The sequence below is a fragment of the Streptomyces sp. ME19-01-6 genome (assembly GCF_033793745.1).
GTDB lineage: Bacteria > Actinomycetota > Actinomycetes > Streptomycetales > Streptomycetaceae > Streptomyces.
The window spans coordinates 577,128-601,552 of the sequence record NZ_JARAXF010000002.1; the positions used below are offsets into that span (position 1 = coordinate 577,128).

The 24,425-nt window shown below is 71.5% G+C and carries 7 protein-coding genes and 1 pseudogene; 3 read left to right on the forward strand and 5 right to left on the reverse strand.

From position 1 onward, the window contains the following. Positions 1–76 precede the first annotated feature (76 nt). Complete coding sequence (locus PV419_RS06115; protein WP_319686629.1) at positions 77–1,720, forward strand: AMP-binding protein; 1,644 nt, start codon at positions 77–79, stop codon at positions 1,718–1,720. 113 nt (positions 1,721–1,833) lie between these two features. Here PV419_RS06115 and PV419_RS06120 read toward each other — a convergent pair whose 3' ends face one another. Next, positions 1,834–2,523 carry an SDR family NAD(P)-dependent oxidoreductase gene (locus PV419_RS06120; RefSeq protein ID WP_319686630.1) on the reverse strand — a complete coding sequence of 230 codons (690 nt, stop codon included), beginning with the start codon at positions 2,521–2,523 and terminating at the stop codon, positions 1,834–1,836. A 104-nt stretch (positions 2,524–2,627) separates the two neighbouring features. Between PV419_RS06120 and PV419_RS06125 the strand changes: the two are divergent. Further along, a pseudogene (locus PV419_RS06125) lies at positions 2,628–3,309 on the forward strand (LysR family transcriptional regulator). A 53-nt stretch (positions 3,310–3,362) separates the two neighbouring features. Beyond that, complete coding sequence (locus tag PV419_RS06130) at positions 3,363–3,521, forward strand: hypothetical protein (protein WP_319686631.1); 159 nt, start codon at positions 3,363–3,365, stop codon at positions 3,519–3,521. Positions 3,522–3,639: 118 nt separating this feature from the next. Here PV419_RS06130 and PV419_RS06135 read toward each other — a convergent pair whose 3' ends face one another. The 4 genes from PV419_RS06135 to PV419_RS06150 are packed head-to-tail and all read right to left on the reverse strand — an operon-like array spanning position 3,640 to position 24,278. Continuing rightward, complete coding sequence (locus PV419_RS06135; protein ID WP_319686632.1) at positions 3,640–4,389, reverse strand: thioesterase II family protein; 750 nt, start codon at positions 4,387–4,389, stop codon at positions 3,640–3,642. Continuing rightward, positions 4,386–22,223, reverse strand: a complete 17,838-nt coding sequence (locus PV419_RS06140) for a non-ribosomal peptide synthetase (protein ID WP_319686633.1) — start codon at positions 22,221–22,223, stop codon at positions 4,386–4,388. The genes PV419_RS06135 and PV419_RS06140 overlap by 4 nt, the downstream gene beginning before the upstream one ends. A gap of 58 nt (positions 22,224–22,281) precedes the next feature. Further along, positions 22,282–23,526, reverse strand: coding sequence for a cytochrome P450 (locus PV419_RS06145; protein ID WP_319686634.1), 1,245 nt, complete (start codon positions 23,524–23,526; stop codon positions 22,282–22,284). Beyond that, a complete protein-coding gene (locus PV419_RS06150; protein ID WP_319686635.1) occupies positions 23,523–24,278 on the reverse strand; it encodes a thioesterase II family protein in 756 nt (251 codons plus the stop codon). The genes PV419_RS06145 and PV419_RS06150 overlap by 4 nt, the downstream gene beginning before the upstream one ends. Between the last annotated feature and the right edge of the window lie 147 nt (positions 24,279–24,425).

The following is a 24,425-nucleotide window of genomic DNA, read 5'->3' on the forward strand; positions in this document are numbered from 1 at the left end:
GTTAACAGGGCACGCTCCCAGCGGCTACCTCCTTATGGAGGTATTCGCTGGTCACAGGCGTGGGGAGGATGAACGCATGGTTGCTGTGCCGAGTTACTCTTCGGGTGTCTCCGAGGTGCCGCTGTTGGGTGACACGATCGGGGCCAATTTCGATCGAACCGTGCAGGCGTTCGGGGAGCGCGACGCGCTGGTGGACCGGTTCACCGGCCGCCGCTGGACCTACACCGAGTTGGCCGCGGAGGTGACCGCGCTCGCGCTCGGGCTGCGCGGGATGGGGGTGCGCAAGGGTGATCGGGTCGGGATCTGGGCCCCGAACTGTGCGGAGTGGACGTTCACGCAGTACGCGACGGCGAAGATCGGCGCGATTCTGGTGAACGTCAATCCGGCGTACCGCTCGCACGAGTTGGAGTTTGTGCTGAATCAGGCGGGGATCAGCGTTCTCATCGCCGCGGCGCATGTCAAGACGTCGGACTACTCGGGAATGATCGAGGAGGTCCGGCCGCGTTGCCGGGCGCTGCGAGAGGTCGTGCTTCTCGGCAGCGACGGGTGGAACAGGCTGATGGAGACCGGCCGCAACGCCGATCCGGCGCCGCTGTCGGAGATCCAGCTGTCCGCGGATGATCCGATCAATATTCAGTACACGTCGGGGACGACGGGGTTTCCGAAGGGTGCGACCCTGTCGCACCACAACATTTTGAACAACGGGTTTTTCGTCGGCGAATTGTGCCATTACACGGAGGCGGACCGGGTGTGTATCCCGGTGCCGTTCTATCACTGTTTCGGGATGGTGATGGGGAATCTGGCGGCCACCTCGCATGGGGCGTGCATGGTGATCCCGGCGCCGTCGTTCGAGCCCAAGGCCACGCTCGAGGCGGTGGCGAACGAGGGGTGCACCTCGTTGTACGGGGTGCCGACGATGTTCATCGCGGAGCTGGCGCACCCGGATTTCGAGAGCTTTGACTTGTCGAGTCTGCGAACGGGGATCATGGCCGGTTCGCCGTGTCCGGTGGAGGTGATGAAGCTGGTCATCGAGCGGATGGGGATGGCGGAGGTGTCGATTTGCTACGGGATGACCGAGACCTCGCCGGTGTCCACCCAGACCCGCGCGGACGACAGCATCGAGCGGCGGGTGTCCACGGTCGGACGGGTTGGACCGCACCTGGAAGTCAAGGTGGTCGACCCGGAGACCGGGCTGACCGTGCCGCGCGGTGTGCCGGGGGAGCTGTGCACGCGCGGCTATTCGGTGATGCTCGGGTACTGGGAACAGCCCGATAAAACGGCGGAGGCGATCGACCGGGCGCGGTGGATGCACACCGGGGATTTGGCGGTGATGGATAGCGAGGGGTATCTCAACATCACTGGGCGGATCAAGGACATGGTGATCCGCGGCGGGGAGAACATCTATCCGCGTGAGATCGAGGAATTCCTCTACACCCATCCCGACATCCTCGATGCCCAGGTCATCGGCGTTCCCGACGAGCGCTACGGCGAGGAGCTGATGGCGTGGGTCCGGATGCGGGAGGGCGCCACCGCGCTGACCACCGAATCCCTGCGCGAGTTCTGCACCGGCAAACTCGCCCACTACAAAATCCCCCGCTACGTCCACATCGTCGACGAATTCCCGATGACCGTCACCGGCAAAATCCGCAAGGTCGAAATGCGACAGCGGGCGATTCCCTTGTTGGGACTGGAAAACGCGGCCGCCGCCAAACATGCTTAGAGCTCGTGACACGATCTTGTTGAGGTGTGCTGGTGGGGGCCCGCCCATACCGGCCACGGTCATCGCCCACACGAACCCCTGCGACCAGGCTCGCGACGAAGCCGTGGTCGCCGTCACCGTGCACCGTCGGCGGAGCCGATCCGGCCGGACGCGCCGGTTACGAAGTCCTGTTTCGGGGGGCGGACGCCGCGGAAACCGTTGAGGTCGGTCGCGCAGTAGCCGGGGCAGGCGGCGTTGATCAGGATGTTCGTGTCGCGCAGCTCCCTGGCGTACTGCACGGTGACGGCGTTGAGGAACGTCTTCGACGGCGCGTAAGCGACGGCGATCGGGCCAGTTTCGGCGTCGGGGGTGGTCTGCAGGGTGAGTGAGCCGACGCTGCTGGACATGTTCACGATCCGCGGCGACGCCGAGCGCCGCAGCAACGGCAGCATCACGTTGGTGACGCGGATGACGCCGATCACGTTGGTCTCCACGGCCGCCTGCACTGTCGCGGGGTCGACCGTGGTGGGCATCTGTGGCGCGCTGCCGGTGATCCCGGCGTTGTTGACGAGCACGTCGAGGCGTCCGGCGCGCTCCTCCATCAGCCCGGCGGCGGCGGCCACGCTCGCGTCGTCGGTCACGTCGAGCGGTACGCCGAACGCGTCGATGCCGGCCGCCCGCAGCTTCGCCACAGCGGCCTCGCGCCGCTCCTCGTTCCGGGCGCCGACCCCGACCCTTAAGCCGAGGGCGCCCAGGCCGGCCGCGATCTCGTACCCGATGCCCTTGTTCGCGCCGGTCACCAGCGCAATCGTCTGTTCACTCATACGGCCAATCCTGTCGGGGCCGGCGGGAGCCGGCCAACACCGATTGGGGTGGGCAGCGATACCGCACGGGTATCGATCCCCGGGGGGTCGAATACCATGACGGCATGGAGGCGCGGGAGTTGCGGTACTTCGTCGCCGTCGCCGAGGAGCTGCATTTCGGAAGGGCCGCGCAGCGGCTCGGGATCGCGCAACCCCCGCTGTCGCGGGCGGTCCGCCAGCTCGAACGGCGCCTTGGGGCGGCGCTGCTGGAACGCACCAGCCGTGCGGTCACCCTGACCGATGCCGGGCGGGTGCTCCTGCGAGAGGCCCGGGCGGCGCTGGACGCGGTAGAGGCCGCCGAGCGTCGCACCCGCCGCGCTGCCCTCGCCGCGACCGGCCGCGCCGGCGTCGTCCTGGCCGCGAAAGCCGGCGCGTCCAGCGAAGAGCTCTGCACGGAGACAGGTCGTGATTCTGCCGGCCGGACATCCCCTCACCAGCCGGACACACGTGCAGACGGCCGAAGTCACCGAGCTGCCCGGCCTGCCGATGCCACGCTGGCCCCGCCGAGACGGTACGTACCCGGATGGCCCCGGCCCGCAGGTTCGGGACCATGCGCAGTTGCTCCAGCTGATCGCGCTCGACCGCGCTTGCTGGATCGCGCCGGAGTCGTGCCGAGCCCATCTGCGCGAAGATCTCGCCGCCGTGCCGGTTCTGGACGCGCCCACGGTCACGACGGTCATCGCATGGCCACCGCATAGCCGGTCACGAGCCGTTGCTGGCCTCGTCCATACCGCGACACGTCTCTGAAAGCTCGTGGCCCGCTATCGAGCCCGAGACACGCCAGGGCAAGCCCGCCGCTGTTGGCCAACGCGTCGACGTCGCCGGGCCGATCCGCGCGTTCCTGGACCTGGTGTTCCGGGCTCGCGGCCGATGGCGATATCGACCCGAATGACGATCTTGAGGAACTGTTCGGGTACGGCCGTTACCTCACCTGCGGCAACAACTCCATCTTCCTGTGATCAGGTCCGTGTCTGTCGCACACTCCATCCACCCAGGTCATGCGGCATGTCGGCGGCCCGACTTGTCAGCGTGAGGGCACCGGCGCGGTACGGGACCTCCCGCCCGGCGCCGGGCCGGTCATGCGTCGACGAGGCGGCGCAGCGCATGACCGGCTTCCGCGTGCTCCAGCAGGTAGAAGTGGCCTCCGGGGAAGGCCCGCAGATTTGGCGATCGCGGTAAGTCCTGTGCCCACAACCGGGCTTCGTGTGCGGACGCCTCGTCGTCATCCGCGCCGTACCAGACGTGGTACGCCGCATCGGTGTGTCGGCCGCCGTGGCCGGCCTGTCCGGGGTAGGTGTCGATCAGCTGCATGTCGTGGCCGAGGGCGGTCACCGCGAGGTCCAGCAGCCGGGGTTGGGTGAACACCTCGGGCGGGCAGCCGCCGTACCGGTCCATGTCGTGGGTCAGCTCCGCCCGCGAGCGGGTGGTGAACGCCGCCGGCGGAAACGTCGCGAGTTCTCTCGTCGTCGCGGGCGAGCGGGATCCGGACAGCACGAGCGCGGTCACCCGCCGCCGGCGGTCGTTCGGCAGGGTCTCGACGAGCGCGTGGGCCATCAGCGCCCCCATACTGTGGCCGAAGACGACGGTCGGCCGGTCGAGCAGTTCCTCGAACCCCGGCCTGAGCCGGGCCACCGCTTCGGCGAAGGTGTTGGCCGGATTTGTACGGTCGTGGAGTTCGAGGAGGACCACGGCACAGGTGTCCGGCAGGGCGCGGGCCAGCGGCAGCATCGAGGTGGCCGACCCGCCCGCGTAGTGCAGAAGCACTGCGCGGCGCGGAGCGTCGGCCGCGCCCAGCACCAGGTGCGGGGGCGTCGGGCGCGCGGTCATTCGGGGGCTCCGTCGCTGTCGAGAACCGCCCGCAGGACTCGGCCGATCCGGTGCAGTGGTGCCCGGTCAAGCATCTGATGGTGTTCGCAGTCGATCGGATGTGTGCTGATCGTGCCCGTGACGTGGGGCCGCCAGCGGTCCGCGATCGGGGTCCCCTCGGCGTGGCCGCGAACGGCGGGAAGGAGCAGCATGTCGCCGTCGAAGATGCCCGGAGTATGCGATGTGAACAGTTCGGCGAAGTTCCGGGCGACCTGCACCAGCCTCCGGGACCGCTCCCCCAGCAGGGCGACCATCGGGTTGTCGTGCTCACGCAGCAGCGCTTCCGCCTGCTCCGCCGTCAGTCCGTCCGGCAACTCGTCGGGCAGGCCGCCGACGGTCTCCACCAGCGAACGCATGATCGTCGCCTGATCGGGCAATTGGGCCACCAGCCCAGCCGCAGGTGCCGTGTCCAGCACGGCCAACAGCTCCACTTCCTCACCCGATTCACGCAGCATCGTGGCGACGGCATGCGCGACGAGCCCGCCGAAGGACCAGCCGACAAGCCGGTACGGGCCCGGCGCGACCTTCTGGATCCTGGCCAGGTAGTCCGCGGCGATCTCGGTCACGGATTGCGGCAGCGGGCCCTCGTCGCTGTAGCCGGTGGCCTGCAACGCGTGGACCGGAACGGTGGGCGGCAGCTCCCGGATCAAGCCCGCGTACCGCCAGCCGAGCCCGCTCGCCGGGGGGAAGCAGAACACGGGTGCCGCCCCTCCGGTGGCGCGCAGTGGCAGCACCACATCGAACGCCGCGTCCTGCGTGACCTGGCCGCCCAGGACGTGCCGGGCGGCGAATCCAGCGACCGTGGGGGTGAGGAACAGGTCCCTGATGGTCGGCTGCCCGCCGAGCCGGCGCCGGATCCGGCCGATCAGCCGCATCGCGAGCAGTGAGTCGCCGCCCAGGTCGAAGAAGTCGTCGCGGGTGCCGATCTCGGGCACCCCCAGCACCTCGCGGTACAGCTCGCACAGGACCTCTTCGACGCGGTTGGCCGGCGCGACGTGGGAGGGGTGGGCAGGGGTCACGGTGTGGAGGGCGGCTCGGTCGACCTTGCCGTTGGCTGTCACCGGCAGGGAGTCACGGACCATGACGACTGCCGGGACGAGATACGCCGGGAGCAGAGTCTCGGCGAATCGGATCAATTCGGCGGCGTTGGGGTGGTGGCCGGCGGACGGGACGACATGGGCAGCCAAACGCGGGCCTGCCGCGTCCGAACCCGAGACCACCACGACGCAGTGTGCCACTGCGGGATGTGTGCCCAGAGCCGACTCGACTTCGCCCGGCTCGACCCGGAACCCTCGGATCTTGACCTGTGCGTCGGCTCGGCCGACGAACTCGAGCGCACCGTCCGAGCCGAGCCGCGCCAGGTCGCCGGTGCGGTACGCGCGCCCGCCGGAGCCGCCCGGATCGGCGATGTACCGCGTCGCGGTGAGAGCCGGCTGTGCCGCATAACCCCGGCCGACTCCCTCGCCCGCGACGTATACCTCCCCGACGGTTCCCTCGGGTACCGGTCGCAAGGCGTCGTCCAGCAGGTGGATTCGGGCGCCGGGCAACGGCAGTCCGATGGGGACGGCCTCGCCGACGGCGTCGGCGGCGCGCATCCGGTGGGCTGTGGCGAACACCGTGGTCTCGGTCAGGCCGTATCCGTTCACCAGGGACAGATGGGGATGTCGACGCAGGACATCCCGCGCGGTCGCGGGCGGAACGACATCGCCCCCGGTCCACACCTCGCGCATTCCGGCGAAGCACGAGGGCTCGTCCTCGGCGAGCATGCGGAACAGCCCGGCGGTCAACCAGGCCCAGGTCACCCGCTCGTCGTGAATGACGCGCGTGATGGTGGCCATGTCCAGGTCACCGGGTGGTGCGAGCACCAGAGTGCCGCCGCCCAGCAGGGTGGTCCAGATCTCCAAGGTGGACGCGTCGAAGGCCAGGGGGCTGTGCACGAGCACTCGTCGCGGTGTGCGAAAGCTGTCCTCGCCGGCAAGCCAGGCGATCTCCCGCCGAGACACGGCCACACCCTTGGGGCGCCCGGTGGAGCCGGACGTGTACATGATGTAGGCCAGGGTCCGCGGCGATGGCACGGGCGGGATGTCGATGCCGCCGGGCGGGGGGACCGCGCCCGGGTCGAGGATCGGAATCCCGAACTCTGCCGCCCTTTCACCGTCGGACAGCAGCAGAGCGGCTCCGGACTCGGCGATGACGGTCCGTATCCGCGCCGCTGGGAACCGCCGGTCGAGCGGCACATACGCGGCGCCCGCCTTCAGCACACCGAGCAGGGCGGCAATCATCCCGGGCGAGCGGTCGAGCAGCAGGGCCACGGCGGATTCGACGCCGACCCCCGCCGCGACGAGTGCCTGTGCCAGCCGGTCGGACCACGCGTCGAGCTGCGCGTAGGAGACGGTCCGCCCGTGGCCGACCACAGCAGGGGCGTCCGGGTTCTTGGACACATGCTCGGTGAACACGGCGATCGGGTCGCGATCCGGTGCGATCACGGCTGGAGCGGGGATCAGGTCGTGACTGTGGTCCTGGTAGCCGGCGACCCGTTCAACAGACTGGTCGGGATCGGCCGCCATCGACTCCAGCGCGTCGCAGACCCAGGTCATGATCTGTTCCGCTCGAGCCGGGGGGATCAGGTCCGCGCGGTGAACCAGCCGTAGCCCCATCCTGTCGTGGGTGGCGGCAGCGACCAGGCCGAGCGGATAGTGCAGCCCATCCCTGGCCTGCTCCAGCCGGACCGGAGCCTCGGCCGCTCCCACCCGGACCGCGTCCTCGCCGACCGGGTAGTTCTCGAACGCCACCGCGGTGTCGAACAGTTCGGCGACGCCCACCAGCCGGTGCACGGCGGCGAGCCCGAGGTGGTGTGCTTCGCCGAGGGCCGCCTGCTCGGCCTGGACCCGGCGCAGCAGCTGCGCCACGCTCTCGGCCGGGCGCGGGCACAGCCGGACCGGGACGGTGTTGATGAAGCAGCCGATCATCGTTTCCATGCCCGGGACGGCCGGTTGCCTCCCCGACACCACGCTGCCGAACACGACGTCCCGCCGCCCGGTGAGCCGGCCGAGCACCAGTCCCCACGCCACATGCACCAGGGTGCTCGTCGTCACGCCCAGGCTCCGGGCCCGTTCCCGTACCAGGGTCGCGACCCGTTCGGGCAACTGCCGCCGCAGCTCCTGCCGCGGGCCCTCGGTCCGGCCCTCGCCCGGGGCCACTCGGCAGCTGTCCACCTCTGACAGGGCGGCCCGCCAGCTGCGCTCCGCCGCCTCGCGGTCCTGCCCGGCCAGCCACGACGCGAATTCCCGCAAGGGCGTCACGGCGGGCGGCGGGCCGTCCTTCGGGTCGGCCCGGTAGCCGGTGAAGACCTCGCGCAGGAGCAGCGGCAGCGACCAGCCGTCCAGCAGGATGTGGTGGTTGGTCACGATCAGGCGGTGGTCCCCGTCGGCGAGCCGCACCAGCAGGAACCGGATCAGGGGTGGTTCTGCCGGGTCGAAGCCCGCGCGTCGTTCCGCTTCGGCCAGCGCGGCCAGTGCCGCCTGATCGGCCACCGCGCACTGGCGCCAGGGGACGGGGACCTCACTGGGGATCACCTGAACCGGAGGGCCGTCCGGTGGCTGGACGAACGCCGCACGCAGGGCGTCATGGCGGTCGACGACCGTCTCCACCGCCCGGCGCAGCGCCTCCGGATCAAGGTCGCCGGGCACGGTGAGGACGGTCTGCACCACATACGGATCGTCGGGTTCGCGGTCGGGCCCGTCCAGCAGCGCGTGGAAGAGCAGGCCCTCCTGCAGGGGCGCGACCGGCAGGACGTCTGCCGGCGCCGGCCACCTCTCCTCGATCCAGTCCAGCTGCCGCTGGTCGAGTTCGACGAGGGGGAAGTCCGAGGGGGTCCGGGTGGCGGTCGCGCCGCGCGCATGCCGGACGATGCCTGCAAGGGCTTCGAACCACAGGTCGGCCAACTCCGCGACGTCCCGCTCGGCCAGCAAGCCCGTCGGCCACGTCCAGTTCGCGAGCAACCGTGGCCCCTGCGGTGTGTCCGCGACCAGGATGTCGAGCGCGATGGTGTGTGCCGCGGCCCGCGTCGCCGCTTCGCGGGCCGGCGTCGCCGCGGGGGCGGATCCGGCCGTGCCGGCGATCCTGCCGAGGTAGTTGACACAGATCTGCGGTGCGCCCGCCCGCGCCAGCAGCGGCATGCTCTGGGGATTGAGGTGGCGCAGAAGGCCGAAGCCGAGCCCGGCGTCGGGAACGGACCGCAACTGCTCCTTGACCCGTTTCACGGCCGTGCCCACCCCGGAGGCACCGCGACGGACGTCCGCCCAGTCCTGCGCCCCCGGGTCGAGAGCCACCGGGTGCAGCGTGGTGAACCAACCGACGGTCCGGGTGAGATCGAGGCCGTCCTGCTCCGCCCGGCCATGCCCCTCCACATCGAGCAGGACCGCGCTCGTCGCCGGGATGCCCCGACGCGTCCGCCACTCGTCGACGGCCAGGGCCACCGCGGTGAGCAACACGTCGTGCACCCGGCCGTGGAACGCCGCGGGGGTCTCGGTGAGCAGCGGAACCGTCGTCTCACCCGGCGCCGTCCGCTGGATCGCCCGGGTGGTGGCGACGGTGTCCTCATCGGGATCGGGCGCCCGGTCGCCCAGCAGCGGGTCGGGGGTCCGCAGTACGTCCGTCCAGTACCGGACCTGGGCGAGCCGCGTACGGTCCGCGGCAGCGGCGACGAGCCATTCCGCCCAGCGCCTGAAGGACGTGCCGACCGGGGCCGGCTCGACCGGCCGGCCCGCCACCAGACCGGCGAAGGCCTGCTCCAGGTCGCCGCTCAGGATCTGCCAGGACACCGCGTCCACGACCAGGTGGTGCGCGGTGAGCGCCAGCAGGCCCGGTGCGCCGGCTTCGCCCGCCAGCCACACCGCACGCAGCATGACACCGGCGTCGGGGTCCAGGCGGTCCCGGGCGCCGGCCACCGAGCCGGCCGCCAGTTCGCGCAGTTCGTCGCCGGACAGACCGGCCGCGTCGACCCTGACGATCACGTCCCGTGCGTCCACGGCACCCGGTTCCCGGATGTCCAGCGCCCACAGTCCCACTTCGGGGTCACGGGACAGGCGCATCCGCAACGCGTCGTGGTGATCGAGGATGGTCTGCAGCGCGGCCGTGACCTGTCCCTGGTCGAGCTCGGGCGGCACCGGAACGACCACGGACTGGTGGAAACCCGCGATGTCCTCGCCGAGCTCGCGCAGCCAGTGCATGATCGGCGTCAGCGGCACCGGACCCACCCCGCGATCGGTCACCCGCTGTGCGGCGGGCCGGCTCGCGGTCCCCACCGCGGCGAGTTCCGCGATCACCGGGTGCTCGAACACATCGCCCGGTTTCAGCGAGAGCCCGGCCCGGCCGGCCCGGGAGACCAGTTGGATGGCCAGGATGCTGTCGCCGCCCAGTTCGAAGAAGTGGCCGTCGGCCGGGACAGCGGGCGAGCCCAGCAGGTCGGCCAGCAGATCGCACAGGATGCGTTCGGATTCGGTGACCGGGGCGCGCCCCGACCCCGAGGCCGCCGTGGCGGCGGGGGCCGGCAGGCTCGCCCGGTCCACCTTGCCGTGGGCGGTGAAGGGCAGGCTCGGCAGCGGCACGAAGGCGGACGGCACCAAGTGGTCCGGGACCCGCTCGGCGAGCCAGGCTCGGAGCGCCGGGACGTCCACACCGTCGGGCTCGGCCACCACGTACGCGGCCAGCCGGGCCCCGGCCGGGGTGAAGTAGGTCGCCGCCGCGGCGGCGCGCACCGCGGGATGGCCGGTGAGGACCTGTTCGAGCTCGCCCAGTTCCACCCGGTGGCCTCTGATCTTCACCTGGCCGTCGGCCCGCCCGATGAACTCGAGCCCGCCGTCCCTGCGCCGGCGGACCAGGTCACCCGTGCGGTACATCCGGGCGCCTGGTTCGCCGAAGGGGTCGGCGACGAACCGGCCGGCGGTCACGGACGGTTCACCGCGATAGCCCCGGGCCAGTCCGCGGCCGGACAGGTAGAGCTCACCGGCCATGCCGGGCAGTACCGGGTGCAGCGCGGGGTCGAGCACATACGCCTTGGTGCCCACGAGCGGTCCGCCCAGGGGCGGCGGACCGTCACCGGTCAGCGCCCCGGTGATGGTCGCGGCAACGGTGCACTCGGTCGGGCCGTAGACGTTCAGGACCCGGCAGGAGGAGGCCCACCGGTGGACGAGGGAGCCCGGCACCGTCTCGCTGCCCAGGGCGAGGACGAAGCCGGCCGGCAGCGCGCCCGGGCGGATGCGGGCCGTGACGGTCGGAGTGAGCGTCGCGTGGGTGACACCGTGCTGCGCCACCAGGTCGGCCAGGTTGGCCGCCGCGGTGATCCGGTCGGTGCCCGGCAGCACCACGGTGGCGCCGGAGGACAGGGTGAAGAGGATGTCTCCGGTGGCCACGTCGAAGCCCGGCGAGGCGAACTCCAGGACCCGGCTTTCGGGCCGGACCTGATACGCCTCGGCGAGACCGAGCGCGAGACTCGGCAGGCCGCGGTGGGTCACCAGGACACCGCGTGGCGTGCCGGTCGAACCCGAGGTGTGGATCAGGTAGGCGGGGTGGTCGGGCGACCACGGGTGCAGCCGGTCGGTGTCGGTGGGGTCGTGCGACGGGAGGTCCGGCAGGCTCTCCGTGGGGTCCAGGACCGGTGCCGCCGCCGGAGCCGCGGAGCCGCCCGCCAGGACGAGTGCGGGAGCGGCCCGGTCGTACAGCAGCCGTACCCGCTCGGCCGGATAGTCGGGGTCCACCGGCATGTAGGCGGCACCGGACTTCAGCACCGCCAGCAGGGCGACGATCAGGTCGATGGACTGCGGTAGCTGCAGTGCGACGATCTGCTCGGCGCCGATGCCCCGCGCGATGAGCCGGTGGGCCAGCCGGTTGGCGCGCTCGTTGAGCTCCCGGTAGGTGATCCGGTCCTTTCCGCACACGACCGCGTCATGGTCCGGTCGGTGCGGGACCTGCCGCTCGAAGGCGGCCAGCGCGTGCTCGAGGGGTACCGGACGCTCCGTGTCGTTCCAGGGGAACCGGTCGGTGGCCGGCTCGAGTCGCACCGCGCCCACCCGCTGACGGGGATCGGCGGCCACCTGGTCCAGGAAGCGCACCAGCCGCGCGGCCAGTTCCTCCCCGGTACGGCGGTCGAACAGATCGGTGGCGATCTCCAGCGCTCCGGCGAGGCCCAGGCGCTCTCCGTCCGGGCCACGGCGCTCGGCGACGTTGACGGCGAGGTCGTACTTGGCCGCGGTGTGACCGGTGGGATGGGTGCTCACGCGCACCCCGTCGAGGCGCAGTGCGGTGTCGCGGTGCTGACCGAACGCCAGCATGACCTGCACCAGCGGATTGCGTGCCAGCGAGCGTTCGACACCGAGGGTGTCGACGAGTCGCTCGAAGGGCACGTCCTGGTGGGAGTACGCGGCCAGGTCGGCCCGCCGGACCCGGTCCAGCAGGGTGGCGAAGTCCGGATCGCCGCTGGTGTCGGTGCGCAGCACCAGAGTGTTGGCGAAGAAGCCGATCAGCGGCTCCAGCGCGCTGTCGGTACGCCCGGCCACCGGCGTGCCGATCGGGACGTCCGTTCCGGCGCCGTGCCGGGTGAGCACCGCGGCGAGTGCCGCGTGCACCACCATGAACAGCGTCGCGCCGTGGCGTTCGGCGAGCTCGGCGAGCGACCGGTGGGTGTCCGCGGAGACGGTGTACTCGACCAGTTCACCCTGGTGGCCGGCGAGCGCCGGGCGCGGACGGTCGGCGGGCAGCGGGAGTTCGTCGGGCAGTCCGGCCAGCGTCTCGGTCCAGTACCGGATCTGCTGGGCGATCAGGCTGCCGGGGTCGTGCTCGTCCCCGAGTTCGCGCCGCTGCCACAGCGTGTAGTCCGCGTACTGCACGGGCAGTGGCTGCCACTCGGGTGCGGCGGACCCCAGCCGGGCGGTGTAGGCGGTGGACAGGTCCGCGGCGAGCGGTCCGAGGGACGCGCCGTCGCCTGCGATGTGGTGCAGGACGAGGGAGAGTACGTGGTCGTCGGGTGCGAGCCGGAACAGCCGGGCGCGCAGCGGGGGTTCCTGGGCAAGGTCGAAGGGGTGCGCGGAGGCCATGGCGAGCTCGGTGGCGAGCTCACCGGACGCCACGTCGTGGACGGCCATGCCCGGCCAGATGTCGTCGGCCGGTCGGATGCGCTGGTAGGGCACGCCGTCGTCGCTGCCGAAGGCGGTGCGCAGCACTTCGTGCCGGTCCAGTATGTCGCGGAGTGCGGCCTGCAGGGCCGGCTCGTCCAGCGGGCCGCTCAGTCGCAGCGCGAACGGAATGTTGTAGGTGGCGGACGGGCCTTCCATCTGGTCGAGCACCCACAGCCGCTGCTGGGCGAACGACAGGGGAATGCGCTCCGGCCGGGCCATCGGCGTGACGCGGGAGCGCGCGGACGCCTCCTGGTCGAACGACGCGTCGAGGCCGCGCACTGTCGGGGCCTCGAAGAGCCGTCGGATCGGCAGCTCCACACCGAGCGTCTCGCGCACCCGGCTGATCAGCCGGACGGCCAGCAGGGAATGGCCGCCGAGCACGAAGAAGTCCTCGTCCGCGCCCACGGACGGCCGCTCGAGCACCTCGGAGAACAGACCGCACAGGACTTCCTGGCGCGGCGTGGCCGGCGGCGTCGGGTCCGCGGCGGGCGGGGCGGACGGCCGTACGGCCGGAGAGGCCACGACGGTGTACTCGGCCGGGACGAGATGTTCCGGCAGCCACTGGTCGGCGAATGCGCGCAGCCGGCCGATGTCCGGCGTGGTGTCCCCCTCGGCGAGGACGTGCACCGCAACGGACCGCTCCTGGGGGCTCGCGCCGTGCCGCAGCACGGCGGCGACCTGCTGGACGCCGTCGTGCTCGGCCAGGACCTCTTCGATCCGGGCCAGGTTGACCTCCCGGTCGGCCGGCACCCCGGTGAGGTGGCGGTCGAGCGCGTCTCCGGTGGTCAGGTCGACGGTTGCGATCCGCGCCGTCGGGTCGGCCGCGACCGCCTCCAGCAGCCGCCGCAGCCGGTCGACGATCCTTTCCACGGTGACCCGGTCGAACAGGTCCGAGCGGTACTCCACCGTGCCTGCCACGCCCGCGGGGCGGCCTGCGACCGGGTCGCGTTCGGCGAGGTTGAATCCTAGGTCGAAGTTGACCGCGCCCACGTCCAGCGGTTCGCCGGTGATCCGCACGCCCGGCAGGGAGATCTCGGCCCGGGGGGCGTTCTGGAGCACCAGCATGACCTGGAACAGCGGGTGGCGGGTGAGGGAGCGCTGCGGGTTGAGCTCCTCGACGAGGTGTTCGAACGGCAGGTCCTGGTTGTCGTAGGCGGCCAGGCCGGCCTGCCGGGTCCGGTCGAGCAGCTCGCCGAACTCCGGGTCGCCGGAGGTGTCCACGCGCAGCACCTGGGTGTTGACGAAGAACCCGATCAGGTCCTCCACCGCGGTGTCGGTCCGCCCGGCGATCGCGCTGCCCAGCAGGATGTCGGTGCCGCCGCCGAGCCGGGTGAGCAGGGCGGCGACGGCGCTCTGCACCACCATGAACAGGCTGGCCCGGCGGGCGCCCGCGACGTCCAGCAGCCGGGCGTGCAGCTCGGCCTCCCATTCGAAGGACAGGCGCTCACCCGCCGGTGTGGCGCTCTGCGACCTCGGCCGGTCGACGGGCAGCGGGGTCTCGGCCGGAGCGGCGGCGAGCGCGCGGCGCCAGTATGCGAGCTGCCGGGAGACCGGGCTGTCCGGGTCCTCGGGGCTGCCCAGCACCTCGCGCTGCCACAGGGCGTAGTCGGCGTACTGCACGGGCAGGTCGGGCCAGTCGGGCGCCTCGTCCCGTAGCCGGGCCCGGTAGGCCGCGGCCAGGTCGCGGGCGAGCGGTCCGACCGACCAGCCGTCCCCGGCGATGTGGTGCAGGACCAGCAGCAGCACGTGCTCGTCGCCGCCCAGGTCGAACAGTGTGGCGCGCAAGGGCAGGTCGGCCGTGAGGTCGAAGGGCACCCGGCCGGCTTCGACCAGGGCAGCGGGCAGCGCGTCCGGGACGGTGGTGACCACCGGGAGCGCGGGCAGCGCTCGCTCAGCCGCCAGGACGACCTGGGACGGCTCGCCGTCCTGCTCGGAGAACACCGTGCGCAGCGTCTCGTGCCGGTCCACCAGGTCGCCGAGCGCGGCGTGCAGGGCCGCGCGGTCCAGATCTCCGCGCAGCCGCAGCACCATCGGCAGGTTGTAGCTCGGCGAGGAGGTCTCGAAACGGTTGAGGAACCACAGGCGCAGCTGGGCGAACGACAGCGGAATCCGTGGTGGCCGCTTCGCCGGCACCAGCGGCGGGCGGGCCGATGTCCCGGTGTCCAGCCGCTCGGACAGGGCCGCGACGGTGGCGCCCTCGAAGACCCGGCGGATCGGGATCTCGATGCCGGCGACCGTTCTGATCCTGCTGACCAGCCTGGTGGCCAGCAGGGAGTGGCCACCGAGCGCGAAGAAGTTGTCGTCGATGGTCACCTTGGGTACCCCGAGCACCTCGGCGAACAGCTCGCACAGCACATGCTCCCGGGGCGTACGCGGCGGGCGTCCGGACGACAGCACCGCGAAGTCGGGCTTCGGAAGGGCCCGCCGGTCCAGCTTTCCGTTGGTGTTCAGGGGGAGTTCGTCGAGCACGACGAAGGCTGCCGGGATCATGTAGTCGGGCAGCCACCGGCGCAACCCAGCCCGCAGTCCGTCGTTGAACGCCCGCAGGCGGCGGGTGCGCGCCGGGCTGTTGGCGTGTTCCTGCAAGGTGTCCCCGCTGGTGTCGGCCGTGTAGGCCCACACGGTGGCGGCGTCGGTGTCCGCCGACAGGAAGACCGCGTCGAAGCAGTCGTCCCGGCCCGGCCCGGACCAGGTGGTGACCACCTGGAAACCGTGGCGGGCGCCCAGGTCGTGGAGGTCTTCGGGGCCCACGCCGGTACCCTCGGCGCGAAGTGCGGCCAGGACCCGGGCGGCGCCGCTTCCGCGCCGCAGCTCACGCATGGCCTCGTACTCGGCGAGCAGCCTGGCGTTGGGTATGCCGCTCACCCTGAGGCCGCCCGGTGCGCCGCGCAGCGCCTCGGCCAGCGCCTCGGCCGGTTCGGCGGTGGGGGCCAGGTCCGCCCAGACCAGTTCGGGAAGGTGATCGACCGGTGCGGGGGCGAAGGGGGCCTTCGTGAGCACCACCTCGTAGCGGTAGCGCGACAGCTCGTTGTCGAACCGGCCCCGCTTGAGCCTGATGTCCACCCCGGCGATGTCGTCCCAGGAGCGGGCCAGCGCCACGAAGAAGTCGGGCGCCAGCAGCAGTTCCTCCTCGGCGGCCGCCTTCTGTTCCACCAGTGCGCGGAGCGAGCCGGTGTCCGAGTCGTCGGTGAGCCGCTGGGCGGCGACCGCCGTCTGCAGGCAGCGCAGCAGGCGCAGGTTGCGGATGTCGCCGAGGACCACGGACCCACCGGGGACCAGCAGATCCAGGCACTTGCGCAGCACATCGGTGAGGTAGCCGGCGTGCGGGAAGTACTGGACCACCGAGTTGAGCACGATGGTGTCGAAAAAGTCGCGGGGCAGGCCGCCGATGTCGTCGGCGGCCTGGACCCTGAGCTCGATGCCCGGCCGGTGCTCTCCGCGCGTGCGCAGCCGCTCCCCCAGGGCCGTGATCACCGACGGGGAGAAGTCGGTCCCCCAGTACGCCTCGCAGTGCGGCGCCAGTCGGGACAGCAGCAGGCCGTTGCCGACGCCGATCTCCAGCACGCGCCGGGGGCCGAGCCGCAGCACCTGGTCGACGGCTGCCGAGCGCCACTGGGTCATCTCGTCCAGGGGGAGGTGCCGGCCGTCGTAGCTGCTCTGCCAGACGGTGAAGTCCTCCCAGAAGCCACCGTCGGCGACCTGGTCGGCATAGAGCGAGTCGTAGAGTTCGCGCCAGGAGCCGACCTGTTCGTCCTCCTCCCGCTCGTCCCGGCCCGCGGACCACGCGGCGCCCGGTACGACATAGCCGACGAGCCGGCGCTCGCCGTCGCTCCCCTCGTCCACCAGGACGGTGGCCTCCACGACGTCGTCCTGGCGGGACAGCGCGGCCTCGACCTCGCCGAGTTCGATGCGGAAACCGCGCACCTTGACCTGGTCGTCGGCCCGGCCGACGAAGTGGAGCCCGCCCGCCCGGCGCCACCGCACCAGGTCACCGGTGCGGTACATCCGGCTGCCGGGCTCCTCGAAGGGGTTGGCCACGAACCGTTCCGCGGTCAGCGCCCGGCGCTCGAGGTAACCCCGGCCCAGGCCTGTGCCGGCGATGTAGAGCTCGCCGGTCACCCCTACCGGCACCGGCCGCAGGTTGGCGTCCAGCACGTACATGCGCACGTTCTGGGTCTGGCTGCCCACCGGGGGCGGGCCGTCGGCGGCCGTCCTGGACGGATCGACCTCGGCGAGGGTGCTCCACACGGTGGTCTCGGTGGGGCCGTAGAGGTTGACGACCTCGCCGGCCACCGACCGCATCCGCTCGGCGAGATCGGCGGACAACGCCTCGCCGCCGACCAGCAGCCGCATCCCGCGCAGCCCTTCCGGCGCGTTGGCCAGCAGCGTGCGGTAGAGCGAGGGCGTGGCCTGGAGGACGGTGGCGCCGCTGCGCACGGCGAGTTCGGCGAGCGCGACCGGGTTGCGGATGATCTCCGGCTCGGCGATGACCACGCTTCCGCCGTGCAGCAGGGGCAGATAGACATCGACCGCGACGATGTCGAACGCGACAGTCGCGATCGCCAGGGTGCGGTCCCGAGGCCCCATCGGGAACCGCGCGGCGAACCCGGTCAGGTTGTTGACGATGCTCCGGTAGGAGATCAGCACGCCCTTGGGGTGTCCGGTGGAGCCGGAGGTGTAGAGGATGTACGCGGCGTTGTCGGGCAGGATCGGCGCCGTGCGGTCCCCGTCGTCCGGGCCGGTGGCGTCATGTCCGGACAGGGCGCGTTCGGTCGCTTCCTCGCCGAGCGCCAGCGTCGGCGTACCGGCCGCGGACAGCTTCGGGGCGATGCCCGCGGTCGTGATCAGGAGGACCGGTCGGGCGTCGCGGATCAGGAACCCCAGCCGCTCCGCGGGATGCGTGGGGTCCATGGGGAGGTACACCGCGCCGGCCTTCTGCACGGCGAGCAGCGCGACGACCATGTCGACCGAGCGCGGCACGGCCAGGGCGACCACCTGTTCCGGCCCGACCCCGCGGGAGATCAGCTCGCGGGCGAGGCGGTTGGCGCGGGCATTGAGCCGGCCGTAGGTCGTCTCGTCACGGCCGCACCGCACCGCGAGGGCGTCCGGGGTGGCCGCGGCCTGTCGCTGAAAGCGTTCGTGCAGCCAGTGGGAGGGCAGCGGCCGACCGGTCTCGTTGCGGGTCACCAGCAGTTCCCGCCGCTCGGCCGGGGCGAGGAAGTCGACCTGTTCGATCGGTGTCGCCGGATCGCGCACGACGGCCCGCAGGAAGTCGCGGTACCAGTCGACCAGCCGTTCCGCGGTGCCCCGGTCGAACAGATCGGTGGCGTACTCGAACGTGCCGTACAGCCCGTCGGGCGCGCCCGAGGCGGTGCGCCGCTCGGCCATGCTGACGAACAGGTCGAACTTGGCGTTGCGGGCCTGCACCGGATAGGGAGTGACGGTCAGCCCGGGCAGATCGACCGTCACGCTGTCGACGTTCTGCAGGGCGAACATCACCTGGAACAGGGCGTTGCCCGACAGGGAACGCGCCGGGTTGACCATCTCCACCAGGTGTTCGAAGGCCACGTCCTGGTGCGCGTAGGCGTCGAGGTCCGTGGCACGGACCCGGGCGAGGAGCTCACGGAAGGTGGGGTTGCCCGAGGTGTCGGTACGCAGCACCAGCGTGTTGACGAAGAACCCGACAAGCCGGTCGAGCGCGTTGTCCGTCCGGCCGGCGATGGGTGTGCCCAGCGGGATGTCGGTGCCCGCGCCCAGCCGGGTCAGCAGGGCTGCGAAGGCTGCCTGCACCACCATGAACAGTGTGGCCCGGCCGGTCCGGGACAGGTCGGCGAGTTCGGCGTGCAGCTCCGCGTCCAGCGTGAAGTCGACCGTGCCGCCGCGATAGCTGGCCACCGCGGGCCGTGGCCGGTCGGCCGGCAGATCGAGTTCGGCCGGGACACCGTCGAGCGCGCTGGTCCAGAACCGCAGCTGCCGGGCGATGAGGCTGTCGGTGTCCTGGTCGTCGCCGAGCATCCGGTGCTGCCACAGCGCGTAGTCGGCGTACTGCACGGGCAGGGGCGCCCAGTCGGGCCGCCCGCCGCCGCGCCGGGCGCCGTAGGCCGCGCCGAGGTCGCTCAGCAGCGGGTGCCACGAAGATCCGTCACCGGCGATGTGGTGGACCAGCAGGACCAGCACGTGGTCCTTGGTACTTGCGCGCGAGCTGAACAGCCAGGCGCGCAGCGGCGGTTCCGTGGTCAGGTCGAATCCGTGGCCCACGGCCGCGCGCACCGCGTCGTCGAGCTCGCCGGGATCGACGTCGGCCACGGTGAGCCGTGGTCCGACGGCGTCGGGGTCCAGCACCACCTGGTGCGGTACGCCGTCCTCGGCCGGGAAGACCGTGCGCAGGCTCTCGTGCCGCCGCACCACATCGGCCAGGGCGGCCCGCAGCGCGTCGGCGTCCGGCCGGCCGGTGAGGCTCAGCACGATGGGGATGTTGTACGTCGGGCTCTGCCCCTCGAGCTGGTTGATGAACCACAGCCGGCGCTGGGCGAACGACAGGGGGATGCGCTCGGGCCGCGGCAGGGGGCGCAGGGCCGGCCTCGCGGCAGCGTCGGCGTCCAGGGCGGCCGCCAGGCCCGCCACGGTCGGCGTCTCGAAGACCTGCCGGAGGGCGACCTCGACACCGAACGTGGCGCGGATCCGGTTGACCAGCCGGGTGGCGAGCAGCGAGTGTCCGCCGATGGCGAAGAAGTCGTCGTCGATCCCGGTCTCGGCCAGCCCCAGCACCTCCGCGAACAGGTCGCTGAGGATCGACTCGCGCGGGTTGCGGGCCCGCCGTCCGGTGCCGTGGGGGCGGCGCGGCGCGGGCAGCGCCCGGCGGTCGGCCTTGCCGCTCGGCCCGACGGGGATCTCCTCCAGCGTCGTGAAGGACGAGGGCACCATGTACTCGGGCAGCGCCGAGGCGGCGAGTTCACGGACCGCCGAGGTGTCCAGGTCGGACCCGGCGAGCAGATAGGCGGCGAGTTCTGGGCCGTGCGCCACCACCACGGCCCGGCGCACGCCGGGGGCCCGCGTCAGGACCGCCTCGATTTCGCCAAGTTCCACCCGGAAGCCCCTGACCTTGACCTGGTCATCGGTCCGGCCGAGGAATTCCAGCACCCCGTCCGCCGTCCTGCGGACGAGGTCGCCGGTGCGGTACATCCGCTCGCCCGGCGCCCAGGGGTTGGCGACGAACCGCTCCGCGGTGAGTCCGGGCCGCCCGAGGTAGCCGCGGGCGAGTTGCGCGCCCGCCAGGTAGAGCTCGCCTGCTACGCCGGGCAGCGCGGGCCGCAGATACGGGTCGAGCACATGCGCCTGGGTGTTCCATCCGGGCCGGCCGATCGGCACCGCGTCGTCCCGCACCGGCCAGGAGGTCACGTCCACGGCCGTTTCGGTGGGGCCGTAGAAGTTGGCCAGCTCGGCGCCCAGGAGCCGCCGGAAGGACCCGGCCAGTTCCGTGGGCAGTGCCTCACCGCTGCACACGACCAGCCGCAGCGAGGCGCACCCTGCCGCGGCCGGTTCCTCCAGGAACATCTGCAGCATCGAGGGGACGAAGTGAGCCGTGGTGATCCGGTGCCGCTGGATCAGCTCGGCGAGGTAACGGGGGTCCTTGTGGCCCTCCGGACGCGCGAGCACCAGCGCGGCACCGGTGATCAGCGGCCAGAAGAACTCCCACACCGACACGTCGAAGCTCGACGGTGTCTTCTGCAGCACCCGGTCGTCCGCGCCGAGCCGGTAGGTGTCCTGCATCCACAGCAGCCGGTTGACGATCGCGGTATGGCCGATCACCACGCCCTTGGGCCTGCCGGTGGAGCCCGAGGTGTGGATGACGTAGGCCGGGCTGTCCGGCCCCAGGGTCCTGGGCGGGGCGGTGTTTGGTCCCTGCGCCACATGGACCTGGGAGGGGTCGTCGAGGACGACCACGGGCCTCGCGTCGGCCAGCATGAACTCGACGCGTTCCGCCGGGTATCCGGGGTCGACCGGCAGATAGGCGGCTCCGGCCTTGTGCACCGCGTACAGCGCCACCACCAGTTCGGCCGAGCGGGGCAGGGCCACGGCCACCGTGCGCTCCGGCCCGGCGCCGCGTTCGACGAGGTGCCCGGCGAACCGGTTTGCCCAGGCGTCGAGTTCGGCATAGGTCAGGGTGGTGTCCTCGGACACCACCGCGACGGCGTTCGGGGTGCGGGCGGCCTGTGCCTCGATCAGGCTCGGCAGATCGGTGGCCGGGAGGTCCTCGTCGGGGCCGCGGGTGTGGGCCTGCGCCTCGGCCGCCTCGGCCTCGCCCAGCATGTCGGTGCGGGCGACACCGCGCTCCGGCCGGGTGGCCAGCTCGCCCAGCAGCGCGACCAGCCAGTCGGCGATCCGCCCGGCCCGCTCGGCGTCGACAACGTCGGTGCGGTGCATCACCCTCAGCTGCAGCGTGGTCCCGCGCAGGGCGGCGCCCAGGCCCAGTGGGTAGTGCATGGCGTCTTCCGCGTGCTCGACCGAGACCCGCACGCCGTCCAGCGCGGCCTGGACCCCGCCCCGGTCGACCGGGTAGTTCTCGAACACCACCGCCGTGTCGAACAGTTCGGTGACGCCTGCCAGCCGGTTCAGCTCGGCCAGGTCCAGATACTGGTGGTCGGCGAGCGCCGACTGTTCGCGCTGGACCCGCGCGGCCAGCTCCCCCAGCGACTCGGCCGGGTCCAGCCGGACGCGCACCGGCACGGTGTTGATCAGCAGGCCGACCATGGTCTCGACCCCGGGCAACGTCGGGGGCCGCCCGGAGACGACACTGCCGAAGACGAGGTCGTCCCGGCCGGTCAGCCGGGCGAGCAGCAGGGCCCACGCCGTGTGCACCGCCGTACTGACGGTGATACGCAGCGCCTTCGCTCTCTCCCGCAGCGACTCGGTGAGCAGCTCGGGCAACTCCACGGTGATGTGCTCATGGCGCGGCGGCTCGGCGTCGGCCGGGCCCGGGTTCGCGGCGACGAGGGTCCCTTCGTCCACCTCGGCCAGCACCTGGCCCCACACCCGGAGGGCCGCGTCGCGGTCCCGTTCGGACAGCCACCGCAGATACTCGCGGTAGGGCGTGACCGCGGGCAGGTGGCCGTCCTCGCCACCGGCGGCGTACACGGAGAACAGCTCGCGCACCATCAGCGGCCCGGACCAGCCGTCGAGGAGGATGTGGTGGTTGGTCACCACGAAGCGGTGTACGGCGGGCGCGAGGCGCACCAGGGCGAATCGGATCAGCGGCGGCCGGGTCAGGTCGAATCCGGTGTCCCGGTCGGCCCGCAGCAGCCGGGCCAACTCGGCCTCCCGCTCCGGGAGCGGCAGTCCGCTCAGGTCGTGCTCCTGCCACGCCACGTCCACCCGGCGCGGCACGACCTGGATGGGTGTGCCCTCGCGCTGGCTGAAGAACCCGGCCCGCAGGTTCTGGTGCCGGGTGAGGATCCGCTCCGCCGCGTGGCGCAGCCCGTCGGCCCGGACCGGACCGTCGAGCCCCAGGACGAGCTGCACCACGTAGGGGTCGGCCTGCCCGGTGTCGAGCTGAGCGTGGAACAGCATGCCTTCCTGCAAGGGCGACAGCGGCATGACGTCGGCGACCCCGGCACGTTTCATCGGAAACTCCATTTTCTTCGAGCAGGTGATCCGGTTGCGTCCCGGTGGATCGCGAGCGCTACGGCCGGGGCCGGAGCACGGCTCGCACTGGCATCGACTTGACCCCCGCCACGAAGTTGGACGCCAGGTGCCGGACCTCGCCGGCAGGCTCGAACCGCTCGATCCGCGCGAAGATCCGTTCGAACAGCATCCGCAGGGAGATGCGGGCCAGCGCGCCCCCGACGCAGTAGTGCGGCCCGAAGCCGAACGCGACGTGCCGGTTGGGCCTGCGTTCGATGTCGAACACGTAGGGATCGGCGAAGACATCTTCGTCCCGGTTGGCCGAACCCAGCCACGCGGCCAGCGCGGAGCCTGCCTCGATCCGGTGCCCGCTCAGCTCGACGTCCTGGGTGGCGTAGCGCATGAAGTGGCTGGCGGGTGACGACCAGCGCAGTCCCTCTTCGATGCACCCGGCCACCAGGGAGGGGTCCGCGGCGGCCTTCCGATGGGCGGCCGGGTTGTCCATCAGCGCCTGTACCAGGCCGGTGATGGTGTGGGGCGTGGTCACGTTCGCACCGAGGATGAGGCTGTAGCAGTTGTAGACGATGGTCTCGTGGTCCAGCGGTCGCCCGTCGATCCGCGTCCTCATCAGGTGGCCGATGAGATCGTCCGTCGGGGTCCCGCCACGGGCGGAGAGCTGGCGCGAGAAGTACTCGAACAGCTCGTGATGCGCGGTGACCAACGTGAGTTGGCTGCTCCCCTCCTGGAAGTCCTGGTCGTGCGGTGCGATCGCCATCGTGGTCAGCTTCGCCAGCCGCGGCCAGTCGTCCGCGGGCAAGCCCATGAAGGTGCCGATGAAGTCCATCGGGAAGTCCATGGCGGCCGTGGCGAGGTCGGTGCTCCGCCCGGCCAGCAGGGGTTCCAGCAGCCGGTCGACCGGCTGCAGCAGAACATCGCGCCGGGCCTCGACGGCCCGGGCCGACAGCACCCGGTTGAGCGATTCCCGCAGCGCGGTGTGGCGTGGCGGATCGGTGGCCGCCATCATCTTTCCGCCCGCCGGGTCACCGACGTCCAGCGCGCTGAGCAGCGTTCCCCGCTCGGAGGTGAAGAATGCGTGATCCCGTAGCACCCGGCACACGTCCGCGTAGCGCACGACCGACCAAAAACGTCTGCCGTCCGCCAGTTCCTGCATGTGCACGGGGTCCTTTGCCCGCAGCGCACGCCAGACCGCATGCGGGTCGCCGTCGCTGTACAGCCGCGGGTCCCACAGGTCGACGCGGTCCAGGTCCACCGTCTCGCCCAGATCGCCTGGTGACAACCTCATTGCGCGACCTGTCGCATGTCGTGAGCCAGCTCCGCGGTCAACGCAAGTGGTGCGTCCAGGAACGTGTGATGTGAGCCCCGGAGGGTGATGAACCGGACGTCGTCGGAGTACCCACGCCAGCCCGCCATCAGTTCCGGTGGCACCTCCTGGTCCTGGTCCCAACCGATCACGGAAACACCGGCGGCCAGCCGCGACGGCTCGGGGATCTGGTAGGCCTTGTGGGCGGCGATGTCGGCTTTCATGACCGAGAGCCAAAGGTCGAGCAGTCCGGGAACCGGATCCCCGCCCATGGACCGGGTCAGGCCGGCGAGTTCGGCGGTGAGCTCGTCATCGTTCATGGCGAGGAACCGGCCGTAGGGCGGCTCGTGCGGCGCCACCTGCGAGGAAACGAAGAGCCGGCTCGGCGTCGGCAGGCCGGCCTCGGCCAGGCGGGTGGCCACGGCGAAACCGGCGAGCGCGGAACTGCAGTGCCCGAAGAACGCGAACGGCCGGTCCAGATAGGGCTCGAGCTCGGGGATCAACTGCTCGGCGAGTGTCTCGAACGTGCCGTAATGAGGTTCGGTGAGCCGGTTCTCCCGGCCCGGCGGCTGTACCGGACACACTTCCGCGGGTCCGGCCCACTCCGGCCAGCGCGCGTACATGGACGCTCCCACCCCGGAGTAGGGGAAACAAAAGATTCGGCACGCCGCGACGGCGTTGGGACGGCGAAGCAGCCACTGCCCCTGCACACGGCCGGTGATGAACGATGACATGGTCCCCCGTCAGGGCTTTCGAAACCTTCGGGCAGGGTCGGCGACCCCGCCCCACGGCACCTCACATCTGCCTGGCAGGCATGGTGACAATCACGTCTTCGCTTTCGGTTTCGTTTCGCTGTCATCTGCCTTCCCGGCACCTGGCCG